This window comes from Thermococcus sp. 5-4, assembly GCF_002197185.1.
GTDB lineage: Archaea > Methanobacteriota_B > Thermococci > Thermococcales > Thermococcaceae > Thermococcus > Thermococcus radiotolerans.
Genome location: NZ_CP021848.1, coordinates 499055 through 523245, shown reverse-complemented (window position 1 = coordinate 523245; position 24191 = coordinate 499055). Strand labels below are relative to the sequence as shown.

The window sequence follows — 24191 nt, the reverse complement described above, 5'->3', positions numbered from 1 at the left end:
GCCAGTTTTAAGGATTTGGCTCTCAGTCACTCACTTGAGGTTGACCTTTAACGCTCCTCAGGATTTCTCCGATGCACGGAACATCGGCCCGCGTTCGGTAGTACTTCCTCACTATCATGCGCTTTTCGTCCAGTTCTACCCGGTACTCAAGGAGTCCCGCGTTCAGGAGCTTTCTGAGGTGCGAGATGAGCAGGGGCTTCGATATTCCCAGCGCCTCCCTGAGCTCCCTGCTGGTTTTCTCTTCCTCCATGCACAGCGCCAGTATCCTGAGCCTGGTTGGACTCGAGAGGGCCTTGAACGTCTCGGAAAGCCTCTGGATGTCCCCGTCAACGTCCCTCTCATGCATCAGTCCATCACTCCTTGAGTTCCTCCCTGAGTTCCCGAATCTCTTCCCTGAGGAGCCTTATCTCCTCAAGCAGGGCGGACATAGAATCCTCCATGCCAGGGTTTGCAGGCTTTGAGGTCTCCGAGGAGCCGGAACAGCGGACTATGAGGAAAACTATCCCCGCCACAATTGCCAAGAGCAGGAGCCAGCCCAGGAATTCGGTTCCCGGGGGCATGGGTACGGGCATCTTTCATTCCCCCTTTCGGTTTTCATTACAGTCAACATTGATTCTACCAGGTAAATATTTGTTTACCCTATATATAAACATTTCCATTGAGAAGAAATGAGGCAAGGGATTCAGAGCTCGACGCCCTTCACGTGCTCGCTCACGTAGCCCTCGAGAATCTCAACCTTTACGCTCCGGTCCTCACCGGTCATGTCGGCCATCAGCTGAACTCCCCTCGCGTAGTCCCAGAGGCGCCTCTTTGCCTTGTCCGTGACCCTCTCCGCCATGACGATTATCTCCCTCTCGTCGGGCCTCTCGCTCACGATCTCGATGACCTTCCTAGCATCTTCCTCTGTGAAGGTTCCCCTCTTCTTGAAGAGCACGGCCACCACCTCCAGCTTTAATTAAATAATTCTGTAATTCGGTGATTACATAATCAGAGGTATCTCATCAGCAGTTCAACGGCTTCCTCGAATATCTCCCTGTCCCTTCCATCGAGAACGCTCTCCAGATAGTGTAGGCTGACGAGGTTGAGGATTATGTAGGCGGTGTTCCTGTCCAGACCAAGGTCATAGGCCTCGTAGTAGACGATCTCCCTGCCCAAGGCGTCGTTGAGCATCTCCACGAAGTAAGCTATGTCTTCCACGCGGAGCTCGTCCCATTTGCTCTCCATCTCGTCGAAGTAGCGCTCCATGACCCTGAGCGTTTCAAGGTCAACCTTCAACGTTCCCTCAAAGTAGGGGAACTCACCCACGCGGAAAATCTTGACGCCCTCCTCGTCCTGGACGCCTATGTAGTCCCACAGGAGAACGCCTTCAACTGGATTGTGGCCGTATTTGCTTGCCAGGTAGGAGAAGCGTTCCATTATCTCGGTCATGTCATCGAGAAACTCCTCTTCGTCGCGGAAGTGTATTATCTTGCTTATCGTTCCGGCCATGTTCTGCACCTATGGGTGAGTTAGCCCAACCGTTATAAGGTTTTGTGCATAGGAAGAATTGCCCGACGAGTATTGGGTTGCGATGACGTCGGGACCCCCCAGGGGGGCGACATCTCCACTGCCCCCCTTACAAACTTTTCTGGTGAAAAGTTTGATCAAATAATTCTGACTGCTCATGAGGCGGGTTTTATAGTCTGTGCAGTTTAAGGCAGGTAAGTTTTGTTGTTGGTTTGTTTTATAATTACGATTTAACAGTGGTTCACTCTCAAGAAAGGCGTCCGTTGGACGCCAGAATAGGAGTGAACCCTTGTAAAAAGTCCAGCTTAATGTTAAACCTCTTTTTCCTATAGCAAATTTTAGAGCGCACGCATTATCCTCTGCCAGTTCGACAGGAAAAGAACTTTTTGGTGAAGCTTTTTCCAAAAGCTTCAATCACACACTTTGGTGAAACTTTGCCGGGCAAAGTTTCAACGCTCAGATAAATTTTATAAGGGAATCTTCTATCAATCGGCGGGTTTAAAGGAACCGCGAACTTTGATGAAACTTTACCACGCAAAACTTCCGGGCAAAGGTTTATAAAACGTCCCCGGAAACACTCTCCAGTCGTGAAAATCGGTTGATAATTAGAGGTGATGCTCATGGGAAGGACTACTAAGGTTGGTTCAGCCGGAAGATACGGTCCAAGGTACGGTCTCAAGATTAGAAGAAGGGTCGCGGCCGTTGAGGCCAAGATGAAGCAGAAGCACGTCTGCCCGGTCTGCGGAAGGAAGGCCGTCAGGAGAATTAGCACGGGCATATGGCAGTGCCAGAAGTGCGGCGCCACCTTCGCCGGCGGTGCCTACCTGCCGACCACTCCGGCCGGAAAGGTCGCCAAGCGTGTCACGGCCTCCAAGGCCTGACCCCTTTCCTTTGCTTAGTTTAGGGTGATAACCATGGTGATGGCCGTTTACCGCTGCGCAAAATGTGGAAAGGAGGTCGAGCTCGACCTCGAAAACACCAGGGAAGTCCGCTGCCCCTACTGCGGCAGCAAGATACTCTACAAGCCCAGGCCCAGGGTGGCCAGGCGCGTAAAAGCGATCTGATTCTTTCGTTTCGAAAGCCTTTTATCGCTTAAACGAATTTTGAGTGAGGGCTATGATGCTGATAACGACTTCCCACAGACCCACAAGGAGGACGAGGAGCTTCGGCCACGACCTAGAGAAGGTCTTCCCCAACTCGCTCTACCTGACCAGGGGAAAGAAGACCATCCAGGACCTGCTCATGGAGGCCTACGACAGGAACTACGAGAGGCTCCTGATAGTCAACGTCTGGAAGGGGAACCCGCTCAAGATGACCTTTATCAAAGTTGACCCCGAGGACTGGGGCTACCTCGGCTACCTGTACCTCCACGGCATCAAGCTCCAGCGCGAGATCGGTTTTAGGGATATAAGGCCAATACGCGAGGAGATGCCGCTTGTTGTGACCACCGCAAAGCGCGTCGGACTCGACCACGTTGCCTTTGCCCAGGTTTTCGCCGAGCTGACCGGCGGAAAGTTCGTCCCGAGAAAGGAGCGCTCCCTCCTCGGGATAGCAGACAGGTACAACACCGACGTTTTGAGCGTCATCGAGAGGCACCCGCGCGGAATGGCGGTCAACTTCTACCGCCTGGACGTCAATAAGGAGAAGGCCGTTGGCCCTCTCATAAGCGTCAAGATCTGGATAATGGAGGACGGGCGGAGATGGGACTACAAGGAAGCGATTCTGAAGCGTGGCCCATCGAAGGAGTGATCGAGCTCTCCTTTCCCGATGAGGAGACCGCGAGAATAGTTTACGAAAGCGTTCTGTACGAGCACGAGAGTGTGCCCTATCGGAGGAGCAGAATAGAGTTCCTCCGTGAGGGGAACAAGGTGATAATCAGGTTTCTTGCCCGGGACAACTCGGCCCTGCGCGGAACGCTGAACTCCTATCTGAGATGGATTAAGGTCGCTATGGATTCCCTGGAAGTTTAGCCTAAACTATTTAAAGCCCACCCCTTATTCTAACCCGGCATTACGATTACGGAGGTGTTGATTATGCAAAACATTCCGCCCCAGGTTCAAGCCATGCTCGGCCAGCTTGAGAGCTACCAGCAGCAGCTCCAGCTCGTCATCCAGCAGAAGCAGAAAGTTCAGCTCGAGCTCACCGAGGCAAAGAAGGCCCTGGAAGAGCTTGAGAAGGTCGAGGATGGAACGGTTATCTACAAGACCGTCGGAACGCTCATCGTCAAGACCGACAAGGCCAAGGCCGTCGAGGAGCTGAAGGAGAAGGTTGAGACCCTTGAGGTCCGCCTGAACGCCCTCGAGAGGCAGGAGAAGAAGCTCAACGAGAAGCTCAAGGAGCTTACCGCGAAGATACAGTCCGCCCTCAGGCCCACCGCGGGCTGACCTCTTCTCTTCCATTTGGGGGGATAGCAATGGACAAGAGTGCCAGCGAGAGAAGGGTTATCCACATCGGCCTGCCGGAGCTGAGCGAGGAGCAGCTTATAGAGGTAGGCGAGATCGCGCAGGAGACGATAATCAAGCACGTCTTCGACGTCCTCAACAGGAGCGACGTCAAGGATATAGAGGTCACGATGAGGATAAACCGCGACGAGACCCTTGACCTTGAGGTTGAGGTCTACCTTGAGGTACCCGTTTTCGTGAAGGTGGACGTTGAGAGTCTCATAGATGAGGCCGTTGAGGAGGCCTACGCGGTCGTTGAGAGAAAACTGAGGGAGATTGTGGATGAGGGGAAAAATAAGGCTTAAGCGCTTCCTGCAACGCTCACGGGATAAATCTTTCCTCCTCCTCTGCCACCACAACGCCGACCCCGATTCCCTCGGATCAGCGATAGCCTTCGCACTCTACCTCAAATCAATCGGCGTTGAAAACGTGAGAATAGGTGTCGCCCAGAGCGTCTCCTCCTACGCCAAGAGGCTGCTCACCTTCTCACCCGTTCCGCTCGAAAAGGACCCCCTGGTTGAGGAAGAGGTTGTCGTAATCTTCGACACCTCATCCATTGAACAGCTCGAACCCATCGAGATTCCGCGCGGTAAGACCGTTATCGTCATCGACCACCATGCCGAGAAGGAGAGACCCATCAGAGCTGATATAGCCGTCGTCGATTCATCACGCACCTCCACGGCAGAGATAGTCTGGGAGCTTTTCAAATACTTCAACTTCTACGACGAAAAAGCCGTTAAGGCCCTTCTCGCCGGAATAGTCACCGACACGGCAAACTTCCGCTTCGCGAACTCGAAGACCTTCAAGGCCGTAAGCGAGATGCTGGAGCGCTTTCCGGTACAGATGGGAGAGATTTTCCAGCTCGTGGCCCCTGTCAGCGACGAAAACATAGACCAGGCGAAGCGCATGGCCATCCTCAAGGCCTGCCAGAGGATGGAGATAAGGAAGTTCAGGAGGTATATCATAGCGGTCTCCAAGGTCTCTGCATACGAGTCCCTCGCCTGCAAGACGTTCCTGAACCTCGGCGCGGACATAGCCGTCGTGGGGAGCGAGAAGAGGGGTGTTCGTATTTCCGCGAGGGCAAAGGAGAGCCTCGTGAAGAAGGGCCTGCACCTCGGCAAAATCATGGAGATGGTTGGGCCTGTAATAGACGGCGCAGGTGGGGGCCATGCCGGAGCCGCCGGGGCTAACGGAAAGAAGAACCTCGACGAGGCGATAAAGCTTATCCTGAAGGAGATTGAGAGGTTTTTGAGGGAGGTTGATTGAGATGGCAAAGTGCCCGCTCTGCGGCAGTTCCCTCGACTGGGCAGGATTGATAGAACAGATGCTCGCCATTGAGAACGCTGATGAGATTTTCCGGGACCGCGAAAAGTTCATGGAGGCCTTTGAAGGCTTCGTCTTCAAGTGCCCCCACTGCGGTGAGGAGTTCTACGGAAGGAACCTTCCAGCGAAGGAGGCCGAGAAGGTGTTTGAGCTGCTCAACGAGTTCAAGGGCTCCATAGACTGGGAGAACCGGAAGGTTCGCCTCAGGCTGAACAGCCTCTTGGCGCTCGACACGATGCTCGAGAACTGGGACAAAAAGGTCAAGGGTTAGCGATAGCCTTTTTTACTTTCGTTCCCTACTCCTAGCGGTTGGTGGTTCTCGTGGAGGCCGTGGAGCTTTACCTATCAAAGGGGGACTATAAAAACGCACTGAGGAATGCGCTGGAGATTGAAGACCAGATAAAACGCCTGATAGCCCTGACCGAAGTCCTGACGGCCTTTCCGCGGGACGAGGTTTTAAGCCACATGCTGGAGACGCTCGAATCCGTAAGCGGAACGCCGGAGAAGGCTTTGGCGTATTCGATCCTCGGCAGGGCCCTCTACACACTCGACAGGGACAGGGACGCGGAGGCCTACTTTGAAAACGCCATAGGCATCGCTAGGAGCATAGACTCCCCGCGGGTTAGGGGGGAGGTTCTGGCGGGGATAGCGCGGAATCTCGTTCTCTCAGACCGATATAAGGACGGATTGGAGCTTTTCAGAGAGGCCGTCGAGCTCCTGCAGGCCTCGAGGGGACTGTCATCGGCGGCAACGTCGTCCCTCATAAAGGTCGCTCGATTGATTGAGAAGAGCGCCGACGAGATACCAAATGAGATAGCCCTGGACTTCTACGAACTGGCCCGGGACGTTTACGCCTCGATATTCTTCAAGCTCCAGGCAAAGTACCTCGAGGACAAGATGGAGCTGATAAATGACGTCCTGAAGAGGGGCAAGATAGCCGTGGAGGAGCTTCTCGAGAAAGGGGAGGTCGAGCTCGCGATTTCAACGATGCGCTTCCTCCCGCTGGAGGGCAGGGCGATATCGATGCTCGAGCTGGCTTACTGGCTCTATCTCCACGAGCAGCCGAGACTCGGAAGAAGGGTCTTCGATGACGCCCTCGAGATAGTCTTCGTCGGAAAGTTCAAACCAACGGACGGTGAGCTGGACAGGATAGCGAGGCGCTTCCTGCGCATAGGCTTTCTGGAGGAGCCGCTTATCCTTGCCGGCGTTATCAGGGACGATGGGATAGCGTCGGAGCTCCTCGGAGAGGTGGCTTTGGCCTACGCCCGCTGGGGCGATAAGACCAGAGCCCGCTCGATAGCCGAGGGGATAAGGGACGAAAGCGTTAAGAACCGCGTTTTAGAGGCACTGGAGGGTGAGAGTTATGTGGGACACGAGCAAGGATTACCGCTTACTGGTGGCGGAGAAGGCGGTGGAGCTGTTCCTGAAGACGGTGGAGCACGCGAAGTTCAAGGGGAAGTGGAACAAGAAGGGAGCGATTCAGCTGGCGAAGGAGATGATTCCGGAGATACAGGCGATGAGGTACAGCTACGTGGAGCCAAAGGAGCTGATTGAGACACCGCAGATGAAGGCGCTGAAGGAGAAGGCCAGCGGTATAATCGAGGCCCTAGGTGGAGAGGACTGGCACCACAAGTTCATCAGCTTGGCCGATAAGAGCGAGCGCGAGAAGGTCGAGGAGCAGGTCGCGAAGGTCAGGTTCTTCCTCAACACAATCCTCGGCCTGGACAAACGCCTCGCCCTCGGAAAGATAAACGACCCGGTTATAGCGGTCGACATTAAGGTCGGTGAAGTCATGAGTGTCGGCAAGCACCCGAACGCCGACAGGCTTCTGGTTACCAACGTGAACATCGGAGACAGGGCCATAACGGTCGTCACCAACGACCTGACAGTGAAGGAAGGGAACCGCGTGGCAGTGGCCTTACTCCCGCCGGCCAGCTTCCGTGGAATCGTCAGCGAGGGAATGTTCCTCGGCGCCGGAGAGGGCGTCCTCAAGGATGTGAAGGGAGAAATAGGCGGCCTGCCCAAGGGAGTCCCGCTCGAGGCCTTCAACGAGACGAGGAACCTGGTCGAGGCGTTTTTGAAGGGGTGAGCCGTTCTTTTTCACCTGCCACTACATGTGGTTTGATTTTTCTCCCTTTGGAGAATGCCATAGCCTGAAGGGCCCAAAGAATGGGGGAAAGAGAACTCAGATAAGCCCCATCCTCTTCTTCACGACCTCCAAAGCCCTCTCTGCATCATCCCTGAACTCCAGATAGCCGAGCTCTTCCATCGTCTCCGGCAACGGAACGCCGAGCTCCTCGTGCCAGCCCCTCAGCCTGTAGAACTCCTTCCTCGCTTCAAGGAAGTCGTTGTAGTCTATGAAGGCCGCGTTACCCTCCGCAGGCCCGTCTGGCTCGGGCTCCCACCAGCGCGGTGGAATCGTGTCGTCGAGCGGCGGCGTAACCCAGTCGAGGGCGTCGTGTATCCTTGCTATGCTCTCAACTGCCTGCGCGACCTTCCTGAGCTTCTCTACCGTCCACTCCTCGCCGGTTGCTAGGGAGTAGAGCCTCGCCAGGTCCTCCATCTTGTAGGAAACGAACTTGCACGTTCCGAGCATGTCCGTTATGTAGCTCTCGTCCCTGCCCTCTATCATCGACGGGACGAGTTCCTTAGCAGGCCCCTGGTTGGGCAGCTGGTGCGGCCTCGGCCAGCCCCTCAGGTGACTCGCCCCAACGTCGGCGGTGGCGTAGCTGAGGGCGTAGGTCCTCCTCCCGCGAGGGTCCCAAGCGGGGCTTTCCATACCCTTGACGTGAACTGCCAGTTCGCAGCCCCTGCCGAGTCTCTCGCAGGCCCTCTTAACGCCGTCCGCCAGAATCGCCCCAAAGCCCTTCCTCTCTGCCATCAGCTTAATGAGCCTCTCCTCCGCTTCCTCGTCACCGAAGCCGTTGACCGGGAAGCCTATCTCATCCTTCGTGATTAAGCCCCTCTCCACCATCTCAAAGAGCCAGCCGATGGTCGCTCCGGTCGCTATGCTATCCAGGCCAAGGTTGTTGACGAGCCAGTTGAAGTACGCCACCGCCGGGAAGTTGAACACTCCGGTCGCGGCTCCGAGCATGGCAATGCTCTCGTATTCGGGCTTGACGCGAACCTTTCTGCCCCTGTATTCAACCTCGACGTAGCGGGCGCACTTTATAGGACAGCTCTTGCCGTGGACGAACCACTCGGGCTCGATCTCATATTTCTTGACCTCGTCTCCGGCGAGTCTGCTCGCGAGCTCGTCCGGGATATAGGGCCTCGAGAAGTTGTACGCAGGACTCATTCCAAGGGAAGCCGAGCTCCTCAGCCCATCGCTCGTGCCGTAGTTTCTGCTGTGCTCGTACTTCGGATCGGTGGCGAAGTGGTCGTAGAACTCCTGCCAGAGTCTCTGGAACTCCTCGGGGTTGGCCACCCTCGGCTTCTCACCCGGTTCAACGACAACGGCCTTGACCTTCTTGCTCCCGAGGACCGCTCCAAGGCCGCCCCTTCCGCTCGCCCTCTCTGTGTCGTAGATGACGTTGGCTATCCTGCTCAGCTTCTCTCCGGCCGGCCCGATGAGCGCCATGCTCGCAGTTGGGTGCTCCCTCCAGAGTTCCTTGGCCACCTCATAGTTTCCTTTACCCCAGAGGTGCCCTGCGTCCCTAATCTCCACCTCACCATCATGGACGTAGAGGTAAACCGGCTCCTCAGCTTTACCTTCGATTATCAGGGCGTCGAGGTGCCCCTTGAGCTTCGGCCCGAAGGCGTCTCCACCGCTGGAGTCGCTTATGAGCCCCGTCTCTGGGCTCTTGCTGACCGCTATGACCTTGCTCGAACCGGGTATGAGGCCCGTCAGTCCCCCCGGCGCGAAGACGAACTTGTTGGCCGGGCTTAACGGGTCGGTTCCGGGCGGAACCTCCCGGTAAATCAGGTAGTAGCCGAGCCCTTTCCCGCCGATGAACTTCCTTATCACCTCGTCGGGCAGTTCCTCATATGTCACCCTTCCAGTACTCAGGTTAACCCGGGCTATCCTGTTATGGTAGCCGTACATTAGACGCACCCCCTCGCCTTCTCCCTATCATTCTTCGTGAGCCTCCAGCCCATCGCACCGGCGTTCTCTTCGATATGGGCCTTGCTGCCCGCCTTAGGAATGGCTATAACGTTGTCCTCCCAGATGAGGTAGTTCAAAGCCACCTGCGCTGCGGTTTTGTCGTAGGATTTTCCAATCTCTGCCAGACATTGGTTTCTCGCGAGCGAGCCCTTCTCCAGTGGAGTGTAGGCTATGAGCGCCATCTTTTCGCGCTTCATGTAATCTAGAAGCCCGCTCGTCTCGGGCCACCTGTCGCGGAGCGAGTACTTCACCTCGTTGGCAACTATCTCGTACTTCCTCATAGCTTCCTGGGAGCGCTTGAGAAGCTCAAGGTCGAAGTTGCTGACGCCTATGTAGCGAATGAGTCCCTCATCCACAAGCTCCTCTAAGGCGTGAAGCGTTTCCTCGATTCTTCCCCACTCTGTGCCGGGCCAGTGGAGAAGGTAGAGGTCTATGTACGTGCCGAGCCTCTTCGCACTCGCCCTTGCGGCCCTCTTTGCACTCTCGCGGCCGAAGTGGGTTGGCCACACCTTGCTGATGATGAAAATCTCTTCGCGCTCGAAGCCCCTAATCGCCTCCCCGACGAGCTCCTCGCTGTGACCGGCTCCGTAGAACTCGGCCGTGTCAATGAGGTTAATCCCCAGCTCCAGACCGTATCTCAGGGCCTCGATGTTTTCCTTATCGCGAGAATAATCGGGGCTCTCGTAGCCCCCTATGCCCCACGTGCCCATGCCAATGGCCGTAACGGCCTCGGCTTTGATACTCTTCAAGTCCTTAAGCACCATAACCTACCACCACGTCGGTAGAATTGGGAAACCGAACTTAATTAAGGTTTCCATCTGAACGCTAAGATAAAGGGACAAAAATGGGGAACACTAAGCCCCGAACTTCTCGGAGCGGTTCATGAGGTCCATCATTATCGGCACTATGTCGTGGCCCTTTATCCTGCCGAGGCCGCCGCGCATGCACTCGCGCTCGCCGAAGCTCTCCGTGTAGTCGGGCCTAACGCCGCCACCGGCTATGAGAACCGGAACAGGGTCACCGCTGTGGTTCATGACCTCACAGGGCGTTGAATGGTCGCCGGTTATTGCTATGACGACGTCCTCAAGGTCAACCTTGTCAACTATGTATCCTATCATCCTGTCGGCCTTCTCTATCATCTCGACCTTGAGCCTCGGGTTGTTGTCATGGCCAGCGGCATCGGTCGGCTTGAAGTGCAGGAAGACGAACTCGTACTCATTGAGGAGCTCGACCACTTTTCTCGCCTTCGCCATCTCGTCGGTGTTGTACTCGCCGGTGGCCCCCTCTGGGGTGTATATGTCGAAACCTATCGCCCTTGCGACGCCCTTGACGAGGGAAACCGCAACGACCGCCGCTGCCTTTACCTTCCACTGCTCGGTGAACTTCATCGGTATGTCCGGATAGGTGCCGGCGCCCCTCACCAAGAGGTAGTTGGCCACGGGCTTACCCGCCTTTCTGCGCTCCTCGTTGACGGGGTGCCTTTCGAGAACCTCGTGTGCCTGTTTGACGAACTCGTTGAGAATCTCCGCAACGCGCCTGCTCTCCTCGTCCTCCCAGGCGAACTCGTGGGGAGGCTTTCCTGCCTCGTGCGGATCGTTCTCGCCGACTTTATAGCCAGCCGCCATACCCTTGAGAACGAGAACGGCCCTGTGACCGGTCGCTCCAACGAAGATGAAGTCAACGGGGAGCTTAACGTTCTCCTGGATGGCCTTCGCCAGCTCGTGGGCTTCCTCTGTGCTTATCCTTCCGGCGCGCCTGTCTGTTATGACGCCGTTCTCGATGGTCGCGAAGTTTACGCGGAAAGCCAAGTCGTCCTCATCGAGGTCTAGACCGACGCCGAGGGCCTCGAGGAAGCCCCTTCCGCGGTAGACCTTGTAGGGATCGTATCCGAAGATGCTCAGATGAGCGGTGTCGCTGCCAGCCGGCTGTCCGGGCTTTATCGGGTCCTGCTGGCCCAGTATTCCCCATCTCGCGAGTCCATCCATGTTTGGGGTGTTTGCGTACTCAAGCGGAGTTTTTCCTCCGAGCTCCTTTATCGGCCTGTCCCCAAGGCCATCAAGGATTATGAGAAGTCCCTTCCTCTGCTTCATACCTATCACCTGGAGTGAGTAGCGGCATGGAGTTAAAAGCTTTGTTGACCGGATTTGAACCGCTTCATCACCCGGAGTTTCAAAAAAGCTTTTAACCCCTCCCCCTTTCTCCCACTGGAGGTGAGGGAATGAAGATAATGTGGGCACCGTGGCGCATCGAGTACATACGCTCACCGAAGCACGATGGCTGCATATTCTGCGATTTCCCGAAGGAGAACCGCGATAAGGAGAGGCTCATCCTCTACCGCGGGAAGCACTGCTTCATAATCATGAACAACTACCCCTACAATCCCGGTCACGTTATGATAGCCCCCTACCGGCACGTTGGAAGATGGGAGGATTTAACCGATTACGAGCTTCTTGAGATGATGCAGCTCTCCCAGCTCATGATAAAGGCCCTGAAGAAGACGATGAATCCGCAGGGCTTCAACATGGGTGTGAACCTCGGCCGTGTTGCCGGCGCCGGAATAGACGACCACGTGCACCTCCACATAGTGCCGAGGTGGAACGGGGACACGAACTTCATGCCGGTGATAGCGGACACCAAGGTAATCCCGGAGTCGCTTGAAGAAGCCTACGAGGAACTCAAAGCGGCGATAGATGAAATAGTGGAGGAGACTTCTAAATCCTCCTGACCTTTATCTTAAACATATCGTCCAGGGGCAGACCATCAAAGAGCTCCGGGCCCACCTCCAGCACCGGGAGGTCTGCCTCGACCACCGTTTCCTTGTTCTGGGAATCCCTCACCGTAAGCCGGACGAGCCTCCCTCCCCTGACCGTTGCGGAGATTCTGACACCATTCTCGGACACGCCTTCAAGCATGAAGTCCTCGCCCCTGAGCTCCCAGACTATCCTCTTGATGAGCGCGGGGGCACTCTCGGGGGTCACGTGATGCACGACGCCTTCGTCCGACTCCAGTTCCAGCACAGGACAGGTTGCCTGAGCGCTGCAGAAGTCCCTTATCGCTTCGGCTATGCCTCTGGCGAAGTTCTCCAGAGGCTTGCCCATGAGGAGTTCACCGAATCCAGACCAGCTGGCCGTCACTTTAAGCCTGTTTCCCTGCATTTCAAACGTCACCGTGAGCACTCCCTTTTCCCCGGTGAAAGTGTATACTGCAGCGTTCCTTCTGAATCCCAGGGCCAGCGTGAACTCGTAACCAAAGTCAAATATGAACCTGGGAACGTTAAACCTCACCGTATCACCGTGTAAACTTTCGAAGTACGGAAAGAACGGAAGGGTCTTCTCCGGCTCGCTGAGGATTACCTGGAGACCTTCCCATGAATGGGGCAATTCTACCTCGTAGCTTCTGGTTTTCACCATTACTCACCGAGAATTTGTAAAAAAGGCCATGTAAAAAGGTTTCCTAAACCGTTGGTTCAGAACCCTCAACGAGAGCCTTCCATCTCTCCTTCGTCCTCTTCCAGCAGCCCGGCGGCATAAGCTCGCCCTCTGGACAGTAACCAAGCTGAACGCATCTGGGTCCGAGCTTCGCCCACTTGATAATCGGCCTCAGGTCGTCGTTCTTGGCTATCTCCTCCAGCATCTTCCAGGCCACTTCCCTTATCTCCCACTGGGCCCTCTCGCACGCCCTCAGGCCGAAGAAGTGCTTCAGCTCGCGGAGGTTCATGGTCATGACGAGCTTAGTCCTCACCGCCTGGGGGAGTATAAAGCGCGCGTCCTCCTGGTGGCTTCCCCGCTCGATGGTCTTTTTGTACAGCTCTATCGAACGCTTCATGAGCGCCTTCCATTCTTCAAGGAGTTCCGGATCGTCCTTTATGGACTCCGGGATAACGAAGGTCTCCTCGACGTCCTCAGGATTCAGCACGATGTAGCGCTGGCTCTGCTGCGTGTAGCTCGCTATCCTGTGCCTTATGAGCTGGTGACTGCAAACGCGAGAACAGCCCTCGATCGCGAAGGTTAAAACAGCGTGTTCCAGTATCGACTCGTGGCCGTAGCCCAGAACCCGGGGCAGATGCATCCGAACGTCCTCTTCGCCCATGCGCTCGAACGCTTCCGTCTCCCATTCATCCCAGTAGCTTATGAGCGCCGCCCAAGTGACAGTTTCGAGAGGTTTTTTCGTATAATTGACAAGGGTAACCCTGATCCCATCCCCCATTCGTGCCACCGGAGATAGAAGAGGCCCAGGTTTATTAGGTTTACCTTGGGGTCAAAAATAAATGGAGGGAACCGAGTTCCCACAAAAGGGCCTAATCCTGCGGGGCTTCCTCAGAGGGTTCCTCGCTGGCCCCGGCAGGCTCCTCCTCGGAGGGTTCAGTGCTCTCGGTCTCCACGGTTTCCTCTGGTACCGGCTCGGGAGTTGGTTTCTCCTCGGGCGCAGGCGTCTCACTTACCGCCCCTGGAAGCTCCTCCGGGAGGGCGAAGAACGCCATGATCTCGAGTATGGCGCCGACCAGGATGAAGAAGTACCCTATCATGAGGAGCATGAGTATCGAGCCTATGAGGTAGAAGAGCGCCGCCGTGTGGAACGTTCCAACGCCCGTTTCTTGGGCTATTGCGTCGTAGCTCTTCTTCATGAACCAGACACCTATTATCATGAGCACTACCGATATGAAGCTCCAGACGCCAAAAGCCGACATGAGCTCGGCGACCTGCTCTGGGTCGTGAATGACGTCCGCCATTTTGTCCCACATGTCGTAGAATGCCCACGAAAGCACCAGGCTGGCGACTATGTTAAGCATCGCCGCCCAGACGTAGTCCTTGAATATCTTCTCCTTCTTAGTGGCCTCGGCTATCTCCTTCACTGCAAAAAGCTTCATGATGAAGCCCACGAGATAGGTCACGTAGAACAGGCTGAAGATTGCGCCGATGCCACCCCATGTTCGTGCGGTTTTCAAACTTCCCATGTTATCACCCGTAACCGGTACGATTTTCGGATATAAAAGTGTTTTCCCATAAATGGAGAAACGTCGAATTCGCAACAAAGACAAAGGGAAACGGAGAAAATCATTCCTCCAACGAAACGGGCACCTGCTCCTCAGCCGTCTGGGCAACCTCGTCGGGCAGGGAGAAGAAGGCCACTATCTCGAGCACGGCCGCCACGAGGAGGATTACCAGCCCCAGCCCAACGGGAACCAGGATGGCACCGGCGATGTACAGCAGCGCCGTTGTGTGGAAGGTCCCAACGCCGGTCTCCTCGGAGATCATGTCGTAGCTCTGCTTCATGAACCACACTCCGATGAACATTATTATGGCCGCTATGAGGCCGCCCATGCCCATGGCACCGATGATGCCCTCCGGGGACTCGGAGAAGCCCATCGCGAACATCGTGCCCCAGATGGTCGCCACAAGAATCAACGCCGCTATGATGTTCAGTATCGCCGCCCAGAGGTACTTGCTGAATATCTCGCCCCTGCCGGTGGCCTCTGCGATGTCCTTGACCGCAAAGAGCTTCAGTATGAAGCCCACAAAGCCAAGCCCCACCAGGGTGAGGATCGCACCTATACCTCCCAGGAGCTTGGCGTTCTTCAATTCGCTCACGTTACATCACCCCGTTAATGTTGGACGGCGATTTATAAAAGGCTTTTCACCACAAACCATAAAATTTAGGACACAGTTCCGTCGGAATTGCATCAGTGGAACAAAGGATGCACCAATGCCCATTACGTTTGGAAAGTTCAAGAACGCTGATGCTCAAAAGATTTCAGCCGGGAGCAGGTTTATCCGACGAAAGGGTTATTAAAAGAGAGCGCCAGCATTAATCGGTGATGCACATGGTGGTTAGCCTTGCAGGAAGGGATGTTCTCTGCCTTCAGGACTTCACGAGGGAGGAGATTGAGACTATTCTCAAAACTGCCGAAATGATGAAGATATGGAACAAGATAGGCAAACCGCACCGCGTTCTTGAGGGTAAGACTCTGGCCATGATCTTCCAGAAACCTTCGACCAGGACGAGGATCTCATTTGAGGTTGGAATCTACCAGCTCGGCGGCTACGGCCTCTACCTCAACGCTCAGGACCTGCAGCTCAGGCGTGGCGAGACCATCGCAGACACCGCCCGCGTTCTCAGCAGGTACGTCGACGGAATAATGGCTCGCGTCTATGCCCACAAGGACGTTGAGGACCTCGCTAAGTACGCGAGCGTTCCGGTCATCAACGGTCTGAGCGACTTCTCCCACCCGTGCCAGGCTCTGGCCGACTACCAGACCATCCTCGAGAAGAAGGGCCGCATAGCCGGTCTCAAGGTCGTCTACGTCGGTGACGGAAACAACGTCGCCCACTCCCTCATGATAGCCGGAACCAAGCTCGGTGCCAACGTCGTCGTTGCAACTCCGGAGGGCTACGAGCCGGACGAGAAGGTCATCAAGTGGGCGGAGCAGAACGCGGCCGAGAGCGGCGGTTCATTCGAGCTCCTTCACGACCCGGTCAAGGCCGTCAAGGACGCCGACGTCATCTACACCGACGTCTGGGCCAGCATGGGCCAGGAGGCCGAGGCCGAGGAGAGGAGGAAGATATTCCAGCCGTTCCAGGTCAACAAGGACCTCGTCAAGCACGCCAAGCCGGACTACATCTTCATGCACTGCCTCCCGGCCCACCGCGGCGAGGAGGTCACCGACGACGTCGTTGACTCCCCGAACAGCGTCGTCTTCGACGAGGCCGAGAACAGGCTCCACGCCCAGAAGGCAGTGATGGCCCTCGTCATGGGCGGGATAAAGGTTTGAATGCCTTTTTCTTAACCCTTTAATTCTCGGGACGAAGAACCTTTTAAACCTCTTTTCATATCTCCCTCCATGCTCGAGAGGTTGTTTTCCCTCGGCTACTCCAAGACATTCGCGGAGAGGTATTATGCCCTCTGGGGCGAGAGGGCATTAGCTATAGCCGAGGCCATGGAAAAACCCCTGCCGAGATGCTTCCGTGTGAACACGCTCAGGATAGAGGTTCCCAGACTTACCAAACTCCTCAACAAGAAGGGCTTTCAATTCAAACGCGTCCCCTGGGCGAGAGAGGGCTTCTGCCTAACTCGCGAGCCCTTCTCGATAACCTCCACACCGGAATACCTTGGTGGCCTCCTCTACATCCAGGAGGCCAGCTCGATGTATCCGCCGGTGGCACTCGAACCGAAGCCCGGTGAAACCGTTGCCGACATGGCGGCGGCACCTGGGGGCAAAACTTCCTACCTCGCCCAGCTGATGGGGAACGAGGGGATAATCTACGCCTTCGACGTCGGTGAAGAACGCTTAAAGGAAACTCGTCTGAACCTTTCCCGCCTCGGCGTTACGAATACGGTCCTCATCCACAAGTCCTCGCTCCACATGGCCGAGCTCGGCGTCGAGTTCGATAAAATCCTCCTGGATGCCCCCTGCACCGGCTCAGGCACCATACACAAGAATCCCGAGCGGAAGGGCAACAGGACGATGGAGGATGTGAAGTTCTGCCAGGGGCTGCAGATGCAGATGATTAAGGTCGCCCTTGAGAACCTCAAGCCCGGCGGGATACTCGTCTACTCGACCTGCTCGCTCGAGCCGGAGGAGAACGAGTTCGTTATCCAGTGGGTTCTTGATAACTTCGACGTTGAACTGCTCCCGCTCCGCTACGGCGAGCCAGCTTTAACGAGTCCCTTCGGAATTGAACTTAGCGAAGAGATAAGAAGGGCGAGGCGCTTCTACCCCGACAGGCACGGGACGAGCGGCTTCTTCGTTGCGAAGATTAAAAAGCTCTAATCCTTGGATTCTGCAACCAGGACTTCCTCTATTTTTTTAAGCCTCTCCAAGACGTCCTCGCTGAGGTTCCTCTCCAGCTCCTCACGGGCGGCCTTGGCAAGCTCGAACTTCGAGTCGTACTTCCCGAGGGACGTCCAGTGAATCTTCTTGCCCTCTAGGAAAACGTCTATATCGCAGAGACGCTTGTATCCAACGTACTCGATGCCCTTCAGCAGGAACTTAACGCGCACCGGGTCCTCCCACGTCAGCAGCTTGAGCTTGTACACCGGAACGCGCATGAAGGGCCTCGGATAGTCCCAGTCCCATCCCTCCCCGACGACAAAGCCAAGGTCGAGGTCCTCTATGACCATCATCAGCCGCTCTATGTTCTCATCGTAGCGCTTGTCGGTGTCGTAGATTTTAATGGTTATCTCCTTCCATTCGGGCATCAGCCGGAGGAGGAGCACCGGAACGTCAATCGTTAATTCATGGTAGACGCTCAGGAAGTCCCTGCGTATCAGAACCGCCCCCGAGATTTCATCCGGCCCGATGGGGGCGCTGAGCTTCTTCGTCGTTACGCCGATTATCGTGTCCCCGGCTTCACCCTCGTCGAAGGCCGTTCTGATGTCCATGATTTCGCCGCCGTACTTCTCGGCCAGCAGCTTGAGCCCGTCCTCAACGTTGGTGGGTATCCTCAGGAGGATTAGGGTGCTCTCAACGTGCACCTTCTCCACGGGGAGGTTTCGGTTGACGACCTCGCTGAGAACGACTGGGGCGTGGGCCCCTATCAGGAAAGCCGTCTCCGGCGGGATGGTCTCCTTCTTCCATTCCTCCGTTACGAAGACGACGGTTTCAAACTCGTTGCTGAGTTTGATCGCCTCATCTGTCGGCAGTTCTTTGACACCAAATGCCTCAGAAACGGCCTTTTTCACAAACTCCCCATCCTTGGCTCTGAGAAAAATTATAGACGGACCAAATCGGAGAACCTTCATCATATTCCCCTCCACATCTTGTAACCCCTATCAAAATCCGTTCCGCCGGGGTATTTAACGCGATAGGTCTGCCTGCTCGGCAGAAGAACGAAGTTGACGCCGAGAACGCCGTTTAGACCTCTCTCGATGAGCTTGAAGTTGTGGCCGTACAGCCTAAAATCGGCGTCCAGGTTAGCCACGTCCCTCCACGTATGGCCCAGGGCAAACCTCGCACCCTCTATCTCGATGACGGTCCCGGGCTCAACGACGGCATCACCGAAGAACTCCCTGACCAGCTCCGGGTCGTCCTCGTTTCCCGGAACGACGTAGAGTTTCACCCCGTAGCCCTTGAGAACGTGGGCGAGCTTCCTTATTGCACCCTGGTAGCGGGGCCTGAGCTCGGGCCGTCTCTCTAGCTTTACGTTGTCGGCCAAGTCGCCGGTGTGGATGACATAATCCGGATCGGTTTTTTCTATGAGCTCACCGATGAAGCGGTAGACGCTCTCGGGAGTATCGCTTACGTGCATGACCTTCGTCTCATGGGAGGAGGCAAGCACTTCAAGGACCCTTTTCCGGAAGATAGGCAGCTTGAATGGCATTGGAGAGACTAGGAGCAGGGCTTATATATACCTTGCCACAACTCCCATGGGGTGTTGATATGAAGGTTCTCGTTCTCGGTGCCGGAAACGTTGGAAGGGCGATAGCCTGGGATTTGAGGGATGAGTTTGACGTTCACGTGGGGGACGTCAGCGATGAGAGGCTGAAAGCCGTCTCTGAATTCGCCACGCCCCTGAAAGTTGATGCGTCCAGCTTCGATTCCCTCGTTGAGGCCATGAAGGGCTTTGAGCTTGTGGTGGGTGCCCTGCCAGGGAGGTTCGGATATCAGGCAGTTAGGGCCGCGATAAAAGCGGGCGTTGACATGGTCGACGTCTCGTTCATGCCAGAGAACCCGCTGGAGCTTCGCGATGAAGCAGAGAAGGCGCAGGTGACGGTTATATTCGACGCCGGCTTTGCCCCCGGGCTGAGCCACATCCTGATGGGCAGGATATGGCAGGAGATGGACGAGCTGAGAGAGGGCTACATCTACGTCGGCGGCCTCCCGAAGGAGCCCAGGCCACCACTCTATTACAGAATTACATGGTCCCCTAAGGATTTAATTGAGGAGTACACGAGGCCGGCGCGCGTGATAAGGGGCGGCGAGGTTAAGGCGGTTGACCCCTTCGAGAGGATTGAGGGGGTAACCGTGGGCGACTTCGAGTTCGAGGCCTTCGTGAGCGATGGCCTGAGGAGCCTCCTGGAGAGCGTTAGGGCGGAGAGGCTTGAGGAGTGGACGCTCCGCTGGCCGGGGCACCTGAAGAAGATGAGGGTTTTGAGGGAGCTCGGCTTCTTCAGGCCGGAGCACGTTGACAAGACGCTCGAGGTCATAGCCCCGCTCATGACCTACGAGAGCCCGGACTTCTCGATAATGCAGGTGGTCGGAAGGGGAACTCTGGACGGCGAGGAAAAGGAGATAGGCTACCTCCTGTACGACGAGGAGAAAGAGGGCTTCACCTCGATGGCCCGCGTCACGGGATTCACCGCGGCCATAATAGCGAGGCTCGTGGCCGAGAAGGGTTGCATCTTCGGAGTTATCCCGCCGGAGATACTTGGGATGCGCATAGACACCTTCGAGAGAATCGCGGGTGAGATTGCCGAACGGGGCATAAGGCTCGAGAGGTGGGAGAATGCTCCACCTGGTGATAGCTGAGGCGGAGCTTGAGCTCGTCCCGAAGGCCATACTAGACCATCCTGCCGTTGTAAACCACGCTAGGAGGAGGGGAAAGAGGCCCGACGAGATACTGGTGGACGGCACATACCACCACGCGGCCATCAAAAAGCTCCCGGACGGCGAGAGGCGCGGCCGGCCGGACATAGTCCACGTCTGCCTCCTCAACGCCCTCGAGAGCATTGCCAACAAGGAAGGCCTGCTGAGGGTCTACGTCCACACCAGGAACGACGAAGTGATTTACATCAAACCGGAGACGAGGATTCCGAGGAACTACAACCGCTTCGTTGGACTGATGGAGAGCCTCTTCAAGAACCGCGCGGTTCCGAGGGACCTAGAACTGCTCCGCATTGAGGAGAAATCCCTTGAAGAGCTTGTGGAGGAGCTGAACCCCGACGGAGTTTTCGTGATGCACGAGAAGGGAGAGCCGACAAAACCGTCGGAATTCGGAAAAATCCTTTCGGAGCTCCGCGAGCCCACGGTAATCGTCGGTGGGTTCCCACACGGCGATTTCAGAGCAGAACCCCCGGGAAAGAAAATAAGTCTCTACAAAGCTCCGCTGATGGCATGGACAGTTGTGAACGAGGTAATCATCAGCTTTGAGCACTGGATTCTCTGAAAACGCCCGCGGGGGCATAACGTTTTTATATTACCTCCTGTTTAATTCCCCGTAAGCTTCCTGGAATAACGGGCTAGAAACATCTCCACGGGGGTGTGAATCGATGAGAAAAATAAGCTTCCTGATGGCGTTTTTGATAACCGGGTACATCCTTGGAATCTGGAACTTCCTGGTTCTGCCCAAGTACTACATAAACTTCGGGCTGAAGGGATTCCTGATATCGCTGATACCGATGCTCGTAGCGCTGTTCCTGATATACAGCGAGGCGGAGAGCACAAAACGCACCAGATACCTTATATACGAGCTGTTCTTCAAGATATCACGCACCCCGGCGCTGATATTCGTGCTCATCATGTTCCTGCTCGTGATCCTCGGAATAACGACCTACTACTCCTCGTACAGCCTCATATACATCTTTGGCATCGGACCCAAGTACGTCCCGGCCATCGCCCTTGGAACGATACTCCTCTCCGTGATCCTTCTCCTGCTCGCCAAAGGCAAGACCCTCGAGGTCATCTCGGTGCTGTCAGTGCTCTTCGTGCTCTTCGCAATCCTCTCGGCCATCATAGTCAGGAACCAGGCCCTCAGTGCCGTCACCGCGCCGCAGGCCGCCCACTACATGAACAACGCAGTCTCGGCGATAACGTCCTTCGACCAGCCGCTTTCCATCAAGGGAATCCTCTACATGCTCATATCGGTCCTCGTTTCCTTTGGACTCGGTGCGGGCGTTTACTACGTGGTCGGAAGCTTCACCCCGGAGGAGCTTGACCTCAGGAAGGTCCTCGCGGCGGTTTTCGTCCTCCAGATAATACTCAGCTTCGCGGCAGCTTTCACCGTCGCCTACTCCCTCGGCGCGGCATATCAGGGATTCGGAAAGGCGTTCCACAACCCCAACATCCCCGCGGAGGAGTCCATGAAGCTCTACCTCGGCTTCCAGAACCTCAAGGAGTACGCCACCAACAGCGAGAAGAGCCCGATGGACTCGATTGAAGTGTTCTACTCGATTCCCTACGTACTCAGGGGTAACATCGCCAACGCCGACAGGTTGGTATACCTGCTCATGCTGTCGCTCTACTTCGCCGGGCTGACCACCATCATAGTCCTCATCGAGATGGGCAGCCAGATACTCTCCGAGGTCATGCAGCTCGGGAGGAGCAAGAGCCTGACGCTGGTGGCCTTCCTCGGCCTCGTGCTCTCCGCAACGATGGTCGTAAGCGACATCAGAACCATGTTCGTCGTCGTGCCCTTCAGCGTCGGTGCCCTCATAGCGGCGGTGGAGGCCTACCCGCTCCTCTCAGGCGAGCTTGCACACAACAAAGGGATCGTTGGGGGCATAATCGCATTGCTCCTCCTGGCCGGCATCGTGAGCCTCTACTTCACCCTCAGGGCCCCAGGAACATCGATCAAGATTGGGGCACTGCTCGGTCTCGTCCTCTTCGTGCCGGTGCTCATGAACAGCATGCTGATGAAGACCCGCCGCTGAACTTTTCCATTTTCAAAAATTTTTTAAAGACCCTTCCCAATCGGTTTTAGAACGCTTATGGGAGGTCTGAAAAATGGGAGACAAGACCAAGGTTCAGGTTAGCAAGCTCAAGCCGGGAAGGTACATCCTTATCGACGGTGAGCCCTGCAGGATCGGCAACATAACCGTTTCCTCGCCTGGCAAGCACGGCTCCGCCAAGGCCAGGATCGAGGCCGTTGGAATCTTCGACGGCAAGGTCAGGAGCATCGTCAAGCCCACCAGCGCGGAGGTTGACGTTCCGATCATTGACAAGAGAACCGCCCAGATCATCGCCATGACCCCGGACACCGTCCAGATCATGGACATGGAGACCTACGAGCTCTACGACGTTCCGATCGAGGGCGGCGTCGCCGACGAGATCAAGGACCAGCTCAAGGAGGGCATCAACGTCGAGTACTGGGAGACCCTCGGAAGGATCAAGATAATGAAGCTCAAGGGCGAGTGAGCCCTTCCGCTCTTCTATTTCCCGCAACCTTTTAAGGAAGCACTCCAACCAATTCTCACCGGAGGTGCGACTATGGACTTCCTGTACACCTACGAGACACTCAAGCTGGAGTTTCCCCTCGTTGAACCGGAGGAGGCAAGGTTTGCAATCATGGGTGTCCCCTTCGATGGAACGACCAGCTTCAAGCCCGGCGCGAGGTTCGGCCCGACGCTCATCAGGCACGCGACGCTCAACCTCGAGAGCTACATCATTGACTACGACGTTGACATAGCGGAACTTCCCATAGCGGACATTGGGGACGTCGCTGTTGTCGCCGGCGACCCCAGGAAGACCGCTGACCGGGTTAGAGAGACCGTTGAGGAGCTCAAGCACGCCAATCCCAACGTTATCCCGATACTCCTCGGCGGCGAGCACTCCCAGACCCTCGGAGCCGTTGAGGCGCTCAAGCCTGCCAGCTACGTCGTCTTCGATGCCCACCTCGACCTGCGCGAGAGTTACGAGGACAACCCATACAACCACGCCTGCGTGGCGAGGAGGATAGGTGAGCTGGGAGTCAGGGAAGCCATGTTCGGGATAAGGAGCGGCACGAGGGAGGAGGTCGAGTACGCGGAGAGGGAAGGTATAGCGTGGGTGCACGCGAGGGACTACGACTTCGATGCCTTCGTCGAGCTGGTGAAACCCCTCCCTGAGCCGGTCTACCTCTCGGTTGACATAGACGCGTTTGACCTCTCACTGGTTCCGTCAACGGGGACCCCTGAAGCCGGTGGTTTGAGGTTCTGGGAGGTCGTCGAAGCCATGGAGTGGCTCGTGGAGAACAAGAGAATAGCCGGCTTTGACATAATGGAGGTCGCAGGGAGCAGTCTTGGCGACGTAACGGCTCTAACGGCGGCAAAGCTGCTGTTCCATTTCATAGGGGCGATGGGAAAAGAGAAACCATGAACATTTCATTCTTTCAAGTGGTCCGGCTGGGGGAGTATGTCAACGGACGTGGCCCCGAACCGCACGGGGGCGTTTTCTAGGGGCTTCTTCATGGAGTACGGGTACTCCCACTTGAGGACCATTGCTATTCCCGTCCCGAAACCGAGCAGCTCCATAACGACGTCCTGGATCTTGTTCCTCATGCTCTCGTAGAGCCAGGGCATGTTCGGCTGAAGAACAACCTCGAAGAACTCCCAGGCGACTCCAACGAGGACGAGGGCAAAGAAGCTTATGGAGATTATTTTCAAGGGACTCCAGTGGAGGTTGTAGGTTCTCGACGACTCCAGAACGACCTCGTTGAATATGACCCACGTCACGAGCCCGCCCAGGTAGTGGCTCGGTATATCCGCACCCTTCCAGAACTGGTTGTACAGGTCGAGGTGGATGAAGGGGACGTTGAGAAACGTTATATGGGCCGCCATGAATATTGCAAAGAGGGCATAGACGCTGTCGTTGTAGAACGGACTTACCCACGGCCAGATTCTTCGGCTTGGCTTGGGATAAATCCATCGGACGAAGCTGGGGACGAAGAGTGATACAAAGCCTGCAGCGGTGGCGTAGATTTGATCAAACTTTCCGTACATCAAAGCGCTGATGAGGCCCAGAAAAACGATGGTCCTGGCGCCCATTATCACTCCTTTCTCCCACGTCCGCATTCAAACCACCTAAGCTCCCTCCACGTGATTCCATAATCCGTCGGGCTTTATATACTTGTCGGCCAAAAATGGGCAATATCCGAACTAAAACGAGCCGAAACAAAAACCATCTT

The 24191-nt window shown here is 55.9% G+C and carries 31 protein-coding genes; 17 read left to right on the top strand and 14 right to left on the bottom strand.

Going from position 1 to position 24191, the window contains the following annotated elements:
- Window positions 1–22 precede the first annotated feature (22 nt).
- The 4 genes from CDI07_RS02940 to CDI07_RS02925 all read right to left on the bottom strand — a co-directional run bounded on the left by CDI07_RS02940 (window position 23) and on the right by CDI07_RS02925 (window position 1488).
- Window positions 23–346, bottom strand: a complete 324-nt coding sequence (locus tag CDI07_RS02940; RefSeq protein WP_088180177.1) for a helix-turn-helix transcriptional regulator — start codon at window positions 344–346, stop codon at window positions 23–25.
- Window positions 347–353: 7 nt separating this feature from the next.
- On the bottom strand, window positions 354–572 hold the full coding sequence (locus CDI07_RS02935; protein WP_088180176.1) for a hypothetical protein: 219 nt from the start codon (window positions 570–572) through the stop codon (window positions 354–356).
- Between the two features lie 110 nt (window positions 573–682).
- Window positions 683–934: a hypothetical protein gene (locus CDI07_RS02930; RefSeq protein ID WP_088180175.1), complete on the bottom strand. Its 252-nt coding sequence runs from the start codon at window positions 932–934 to the stop codon at window positions 683–685.
- A 53-nt stretch (window positions 935–987) separates the two neighbouring features.
- A complete protein-coding gene (locus CDI07_RS02925; protein ID WP_088180174.1) occupies window positions 988–1488 on the bottom strand; it encodes a hypothetical protein in 501 nt (166 codons plus the stop codon).
- Between the two features lie 638 nt (window positions 1489–2126).
- On the opposite strand from CDI07_RS02925, the gene CDI07_RS02920 reads away from it, so the two are divergent.
- From CDI07_RS02920 to CDI07_RS02875, 9 genes are all read left to right on the top strand, one after another.
- The gene (locus tag CDI07_RS02920; RefSeq protein WP_014012168.1) at window positions 2127–2387 is read left to right on the top strand and encodes a 50S ribosomal protein L37ae; all 261 of its coding nucleotides are present in this window, start codon (window positions 2127–2129) and stop codon (window positions 2385–2387) included.
- A 33-nt stretch (window positions 2388–2420) separates the two neighbouring features.
- Entirely contained in the window at window positions 2421–2570 is a 150-nt protein-coding gene (locus CDI07_RS02915) for a DNA-directed RNA polymerase subunit P (protein ID WP_012571411.1), read from the top strand.
- A gap of 52 nt (window positions 2571–2622) precedes the next feature.
- Window positions 2623–3255, top strand: a complete 633-nt coding sequence (locus tag CDI07_RS02910; protein WP_088180173.1) for a ribosomal biogenesis protein — start codon at window positions 2623–2625, stop codon at window positions 3253–3255.
- On the top strand, window positions 3207–3476 hold the full coding sequence (gene pcc1 / locus CDI07_RS02905) for a KEOPS complex subunit Pcc1 (RefSeq protein ID WP_088180172.1): 270 nt from the start codon (window positions 3207–3209) through the stop codon (window positions 3474–3476). The genes CDI07_RS02910 and pcc1 overlap by 49 nt, the downstream gene beginning before the upstream one ends.
- A gap of 63 nt (window positions 3477–3539) precedes the next feature.
- Window positions 3540–3890 (top strand): prefoldin subunit beta, encoded by a 351-nt coding sequence (locus tag CDI07_RS02900; protein WP_088180171.1) that lies wholly within the window; start codon window positions 3540–3542, stop codon window positions 3888–3890.
- A 29-nt stretch (window positions 3891–3919) separates the two neighbouring features.
- Window positions 3920–4252: a DUF3194 domain-containing protein gene (locus CDI07_RS02895; RefSeq protein ID WP_088180170.1), complete on the top strand. Its 333-nt coding sequence runs from the start codon at window positions 3920–3922 to the stop codon at window positions 4250–4252.
- Complete coding sequence (locus CDI07_RS02890; RefSeq protein ID WP_088180169.1) at window positions 4230–5213, top strand: bifunctional oligoribonuclease/PAP phosphatase NrnA; 984 nt, start codon at window positions 4230–4232, stop codon at window positions 5211–5213. Before CDI07_RS02895 ends, CDI07_RS02890 begins: the two co-directional genes overlap by 23 nt.
- 1 nt (window position 5214) lies before the next feature.
- Window positions 5215–5541: a hypothetical protein gene (locus CDI07_RS02885; RefSeq protein ID WP_088180168.1), complete on the top strand. Its 327-nt coding sequence runs from the start codon at window positions 5215–5217 to the stop codon at window positions 5539–5541.
- A gap of 1092 nt (window positions 5542–6633) precedes the next feature.
- Window positions 6634–7359: a tRNA-binding protein gene (locus CDI07_RS02875; protein WP_088180167.1), complete on the top strand. Its 726-nt coding sequence runs from the start codon at window positions 6634–6636 to the stop codon at window positions 7357–7359.
- 96 nt (window positions 7360–7455) lie between these two features.
- Here the strand turns inward: CDI07_RS02875 and CDI07_RS02870 are convergent, their stop codons facing one another.
- The 3 genes from CDI07_RS02870 to CDI07_RS02860 all read right to left on the bottom strand — a co-directional run bounded on the left by CDI07_RS02870 (window position 7456) and on the right by CDI07_RS02860 (window position 11465).
- Complete coding sequence (locus CDI07_RS02870) at window positions 7456–9315, bottom strand: aldehyde ferredoxin oxidoreductase family protein (RefSeq protein ID WP_088180166.1); 1860 nt, start codon at window positions 9313–9315, stop codon at window positions 7456–7458.
- Window positions 9315–10139, bottom strand: a complete 825-nt coding sequence (locus tag CDI07_RS02865) for an aldo/keto reductase (RefSeq protein WP_088180165.1) — start codon at window positions 10137–10139, stop codon at window positions 9315–9317. Before CDI07_RS02865 ends, CDI07_RS02870 begins: the two co-directional genes overlap by 1 nt.
- A gap of 90 nt (window positions 10140–10229) precedes the next feature.
- Window positions 10230–11465, bottom strand: coding sequence for a 2,3-bisphosphoglycerate-independent phosphoglycerate mutase (locus CDI07_RS02860; RefSeq protein ID WP_088180164.1), 1236 nt, complete (start codon window positions 11463–11465; stop codon window positions 10230–10232).
- 128 nt (window positions 11466–11593) lie between these two features.
- On the opposite strand from CDI07_RS02860, the gene CDI07_RS02855 reads away from it, so the two are divergent.
- Complete coding sequence (locus tag CDI07_RS02855) at window positions 11594–12100, top strand: HIT domain-containing protein (RefSeq protein ID WP_088180163.1); 507 nt, start codon at window positions 11594–11596, stop codon at window positions 12098–12100.
- Here the strand turns inward: CDI07_RS02855 and CDI07_RS02850 are convergent.
- From CDI07_RS02850 to CDI07_RS02835, 4 genes are all read right to left on the bottom strand, one after another.
- Window positions 12087–12785 carry a hypothetical protein gene (locus CDI07_RS02850; RefSeq protein WP_343232455.1) on the bottom strand — a complete coding sequence of 233 codons (699 nt, stop codon included), beginning with the start codon at window positions 12783–12785 and terminating at the stop codon, window positions 12087–12089. The genes CDI07_RS02855 and CDI07_RS02850 overlap by 14 nt on opposite strands.
- A gap of 43 nt (window positions 12786–12828) precedes the next feature.
- Window positions 12829–13581, bottom strand: coding sequence for an FAD-dependent thymidylate synthase (gene thyX, locus CDI07_RS02845; protein ID WP_088180162.1), 753 nt, complete (start codon window positions 13579–13581; stop codon window positions 12829–12831).
- Window positions 13582–13672: 91 nt separating this feature from the next.
- On the bottom strand, window positions 13673–14329 hold the full coding sequence (locus tag CDI07_RS02840; protein WP_088180161.1) for a DUF996 domain-containing protein: 657 nt from the start codon (window positions 14327–14329) through the stop codon (window positions 13673–13675).
- A gap of 100 nt (window positions 14330–14429) precedes the next feature.
- On the bottom strand, window positions 14430–14963 hold the full coding sequence (locus CDI07_RS02835) for a DUF996 domain-containing protein (protein ID WP_088180160.1): 534 nt from the start codon (window positions 14961–14963) through the stop codon (window positions 14430–14432).
- 233 nt (window positions 14964–15196) lie between these two features.
- On the opposite strand from CDI07_RS02835, the gene argF reads away from it, so the two are divergent.
- Together argF and CDI07_RS02825 are read left to right on the top strand one after the other, a co-directional pair.
- Window positions 15197–16144 (top strand): ornithine carbamoyltransferase, encoded by a 948-nt coding sequence (argF, locus tag CDI07_RS02830; protein WP_088180159.1) that lies wholly within the window; start codon window positions 15197–15199, stop codon window positions 16142–16144.
- Between the two features lie 69 nt (window positions 16145–16213).
- Entirely contained in the window at window positions 16214–17143 is a 930-nt protein-coding gene (locus tag CDI07_RS02825; protein WP_088180158.1) for an RsmB/NOP family class I SAM-dependent RNA methyltransferase, read from the top strand.
- Here the strand turns inward: CDI07_RS02825 and CDI07_RS02820 are convergent.
- Window positions 17140–18114, bottom strand: coding sequence for a hypothetical protein (locus tag CDI07_RS02820; protein ID WP_088181530.1), 975 nt, complete (start codon window positions 18112–18114; stop codon window positions 17140–17142). The genes CDI07_RS02825 and CDI07_RS02820 overlap by 4 nt on opposite strands.
- Window positions 18114–18692 carry a metallophosphoesterase gene (locus CDI07_RS02815; protein WP_088180157.1) on the bottom strand — a complete coding sequence of 193 codons (579 nt, stop codon included), beginning with the start codon at window positions 18690–18692 and terminating at the stop codon, window positions 18114–18116. The genes CDI07_RS02820 and CDI07_RS02815 overlap by 1 nt, the downstream gene beginning before the upstream one ends.
- Before the next feature lie 59 nt (window positions 18693–18751).
- On the opposite strand from CDI07_RS02815, the gene CDI07_RS02810 reads away from it, so the two are divergent.
- From CDI07_RS02810 to speB, 5 genes are all read left to right on the top strand, one after another.
- On the top strand, window positions 18752–19840 hold the full coding sequence (locus tag CDI07_RS02810; protein WP_088180156.1) for a saccharopine dehydrogenase family protein: 1089 nt from the start codon (window positions 18752–18754) through the stop codon (window positions 19838–19840).
- Window positions 19818–20477 (top strand): 16S rRNA methyltransferase, encoded by a 660-nt coding sequence (locus CDI07_RS02805; protein ID WP_088180155.1) that lies wholly within the window; start codon window positions 19818–19820, stop codon window positions 20475–20477. Before CDI07_RS02810 ends, CDI07_RS02805 begins: the two co-directional genes overlap by 23 nt.
- A 103-nt stretch (window positions 20478–20580) precedes the next feature.
- On the top strand, window positions 20581–21960 hold the full coding sequence (locus tag CDI07_RS02800; protein ID WP_088180154.1) for a sodium-dependent transporter: 1380 nt from the start codon (window positions 20581–20583) through the stop codon (window positions 21958–21960).
- Between the two features lie 73 nt (window positions 21961–22033).
- The gene (locus CDI07_RS02795; protein ID WP_088180153.1) at window positions 22034–22444 is read left to right on the top strand and encodes a translation initiation factor IF-5A; all 411 of its coding nucleotides are present in this window, start codon (window positions 22034–22036) and stop codon (window positions 22442–22444) included.
- Between the two features lie 72 nt (window positions 22445–22516).
- Window positions 22517–23383, top strand: a complete 867-nt coding sequence (gene speB, locus CDI07_RS02790) for an agmatinase (protein ID WP_088180152.1) — start codon at window positions 22517–22519, stop codon at window positions 23381–23383.
- A 5-nt stretch (window positions 23384–23388) separates the two neighbouring features.
- Here the strand turns inward: speB and CDI07_RS02785 are convergent, their stop codons facing one another.
- Window positions 23389–24078, bottom strand: a complete 690-nt coding sequence (locus tag CDI07_RS02785; protein ID WP_088180151.1) for a hypothetical protein — start codon at window positions 24076–24078, stop codon at window positions 23389–23391.
- Between the last annotated feature and the right edge of the window lie 113 nt (window positions 24079–24191).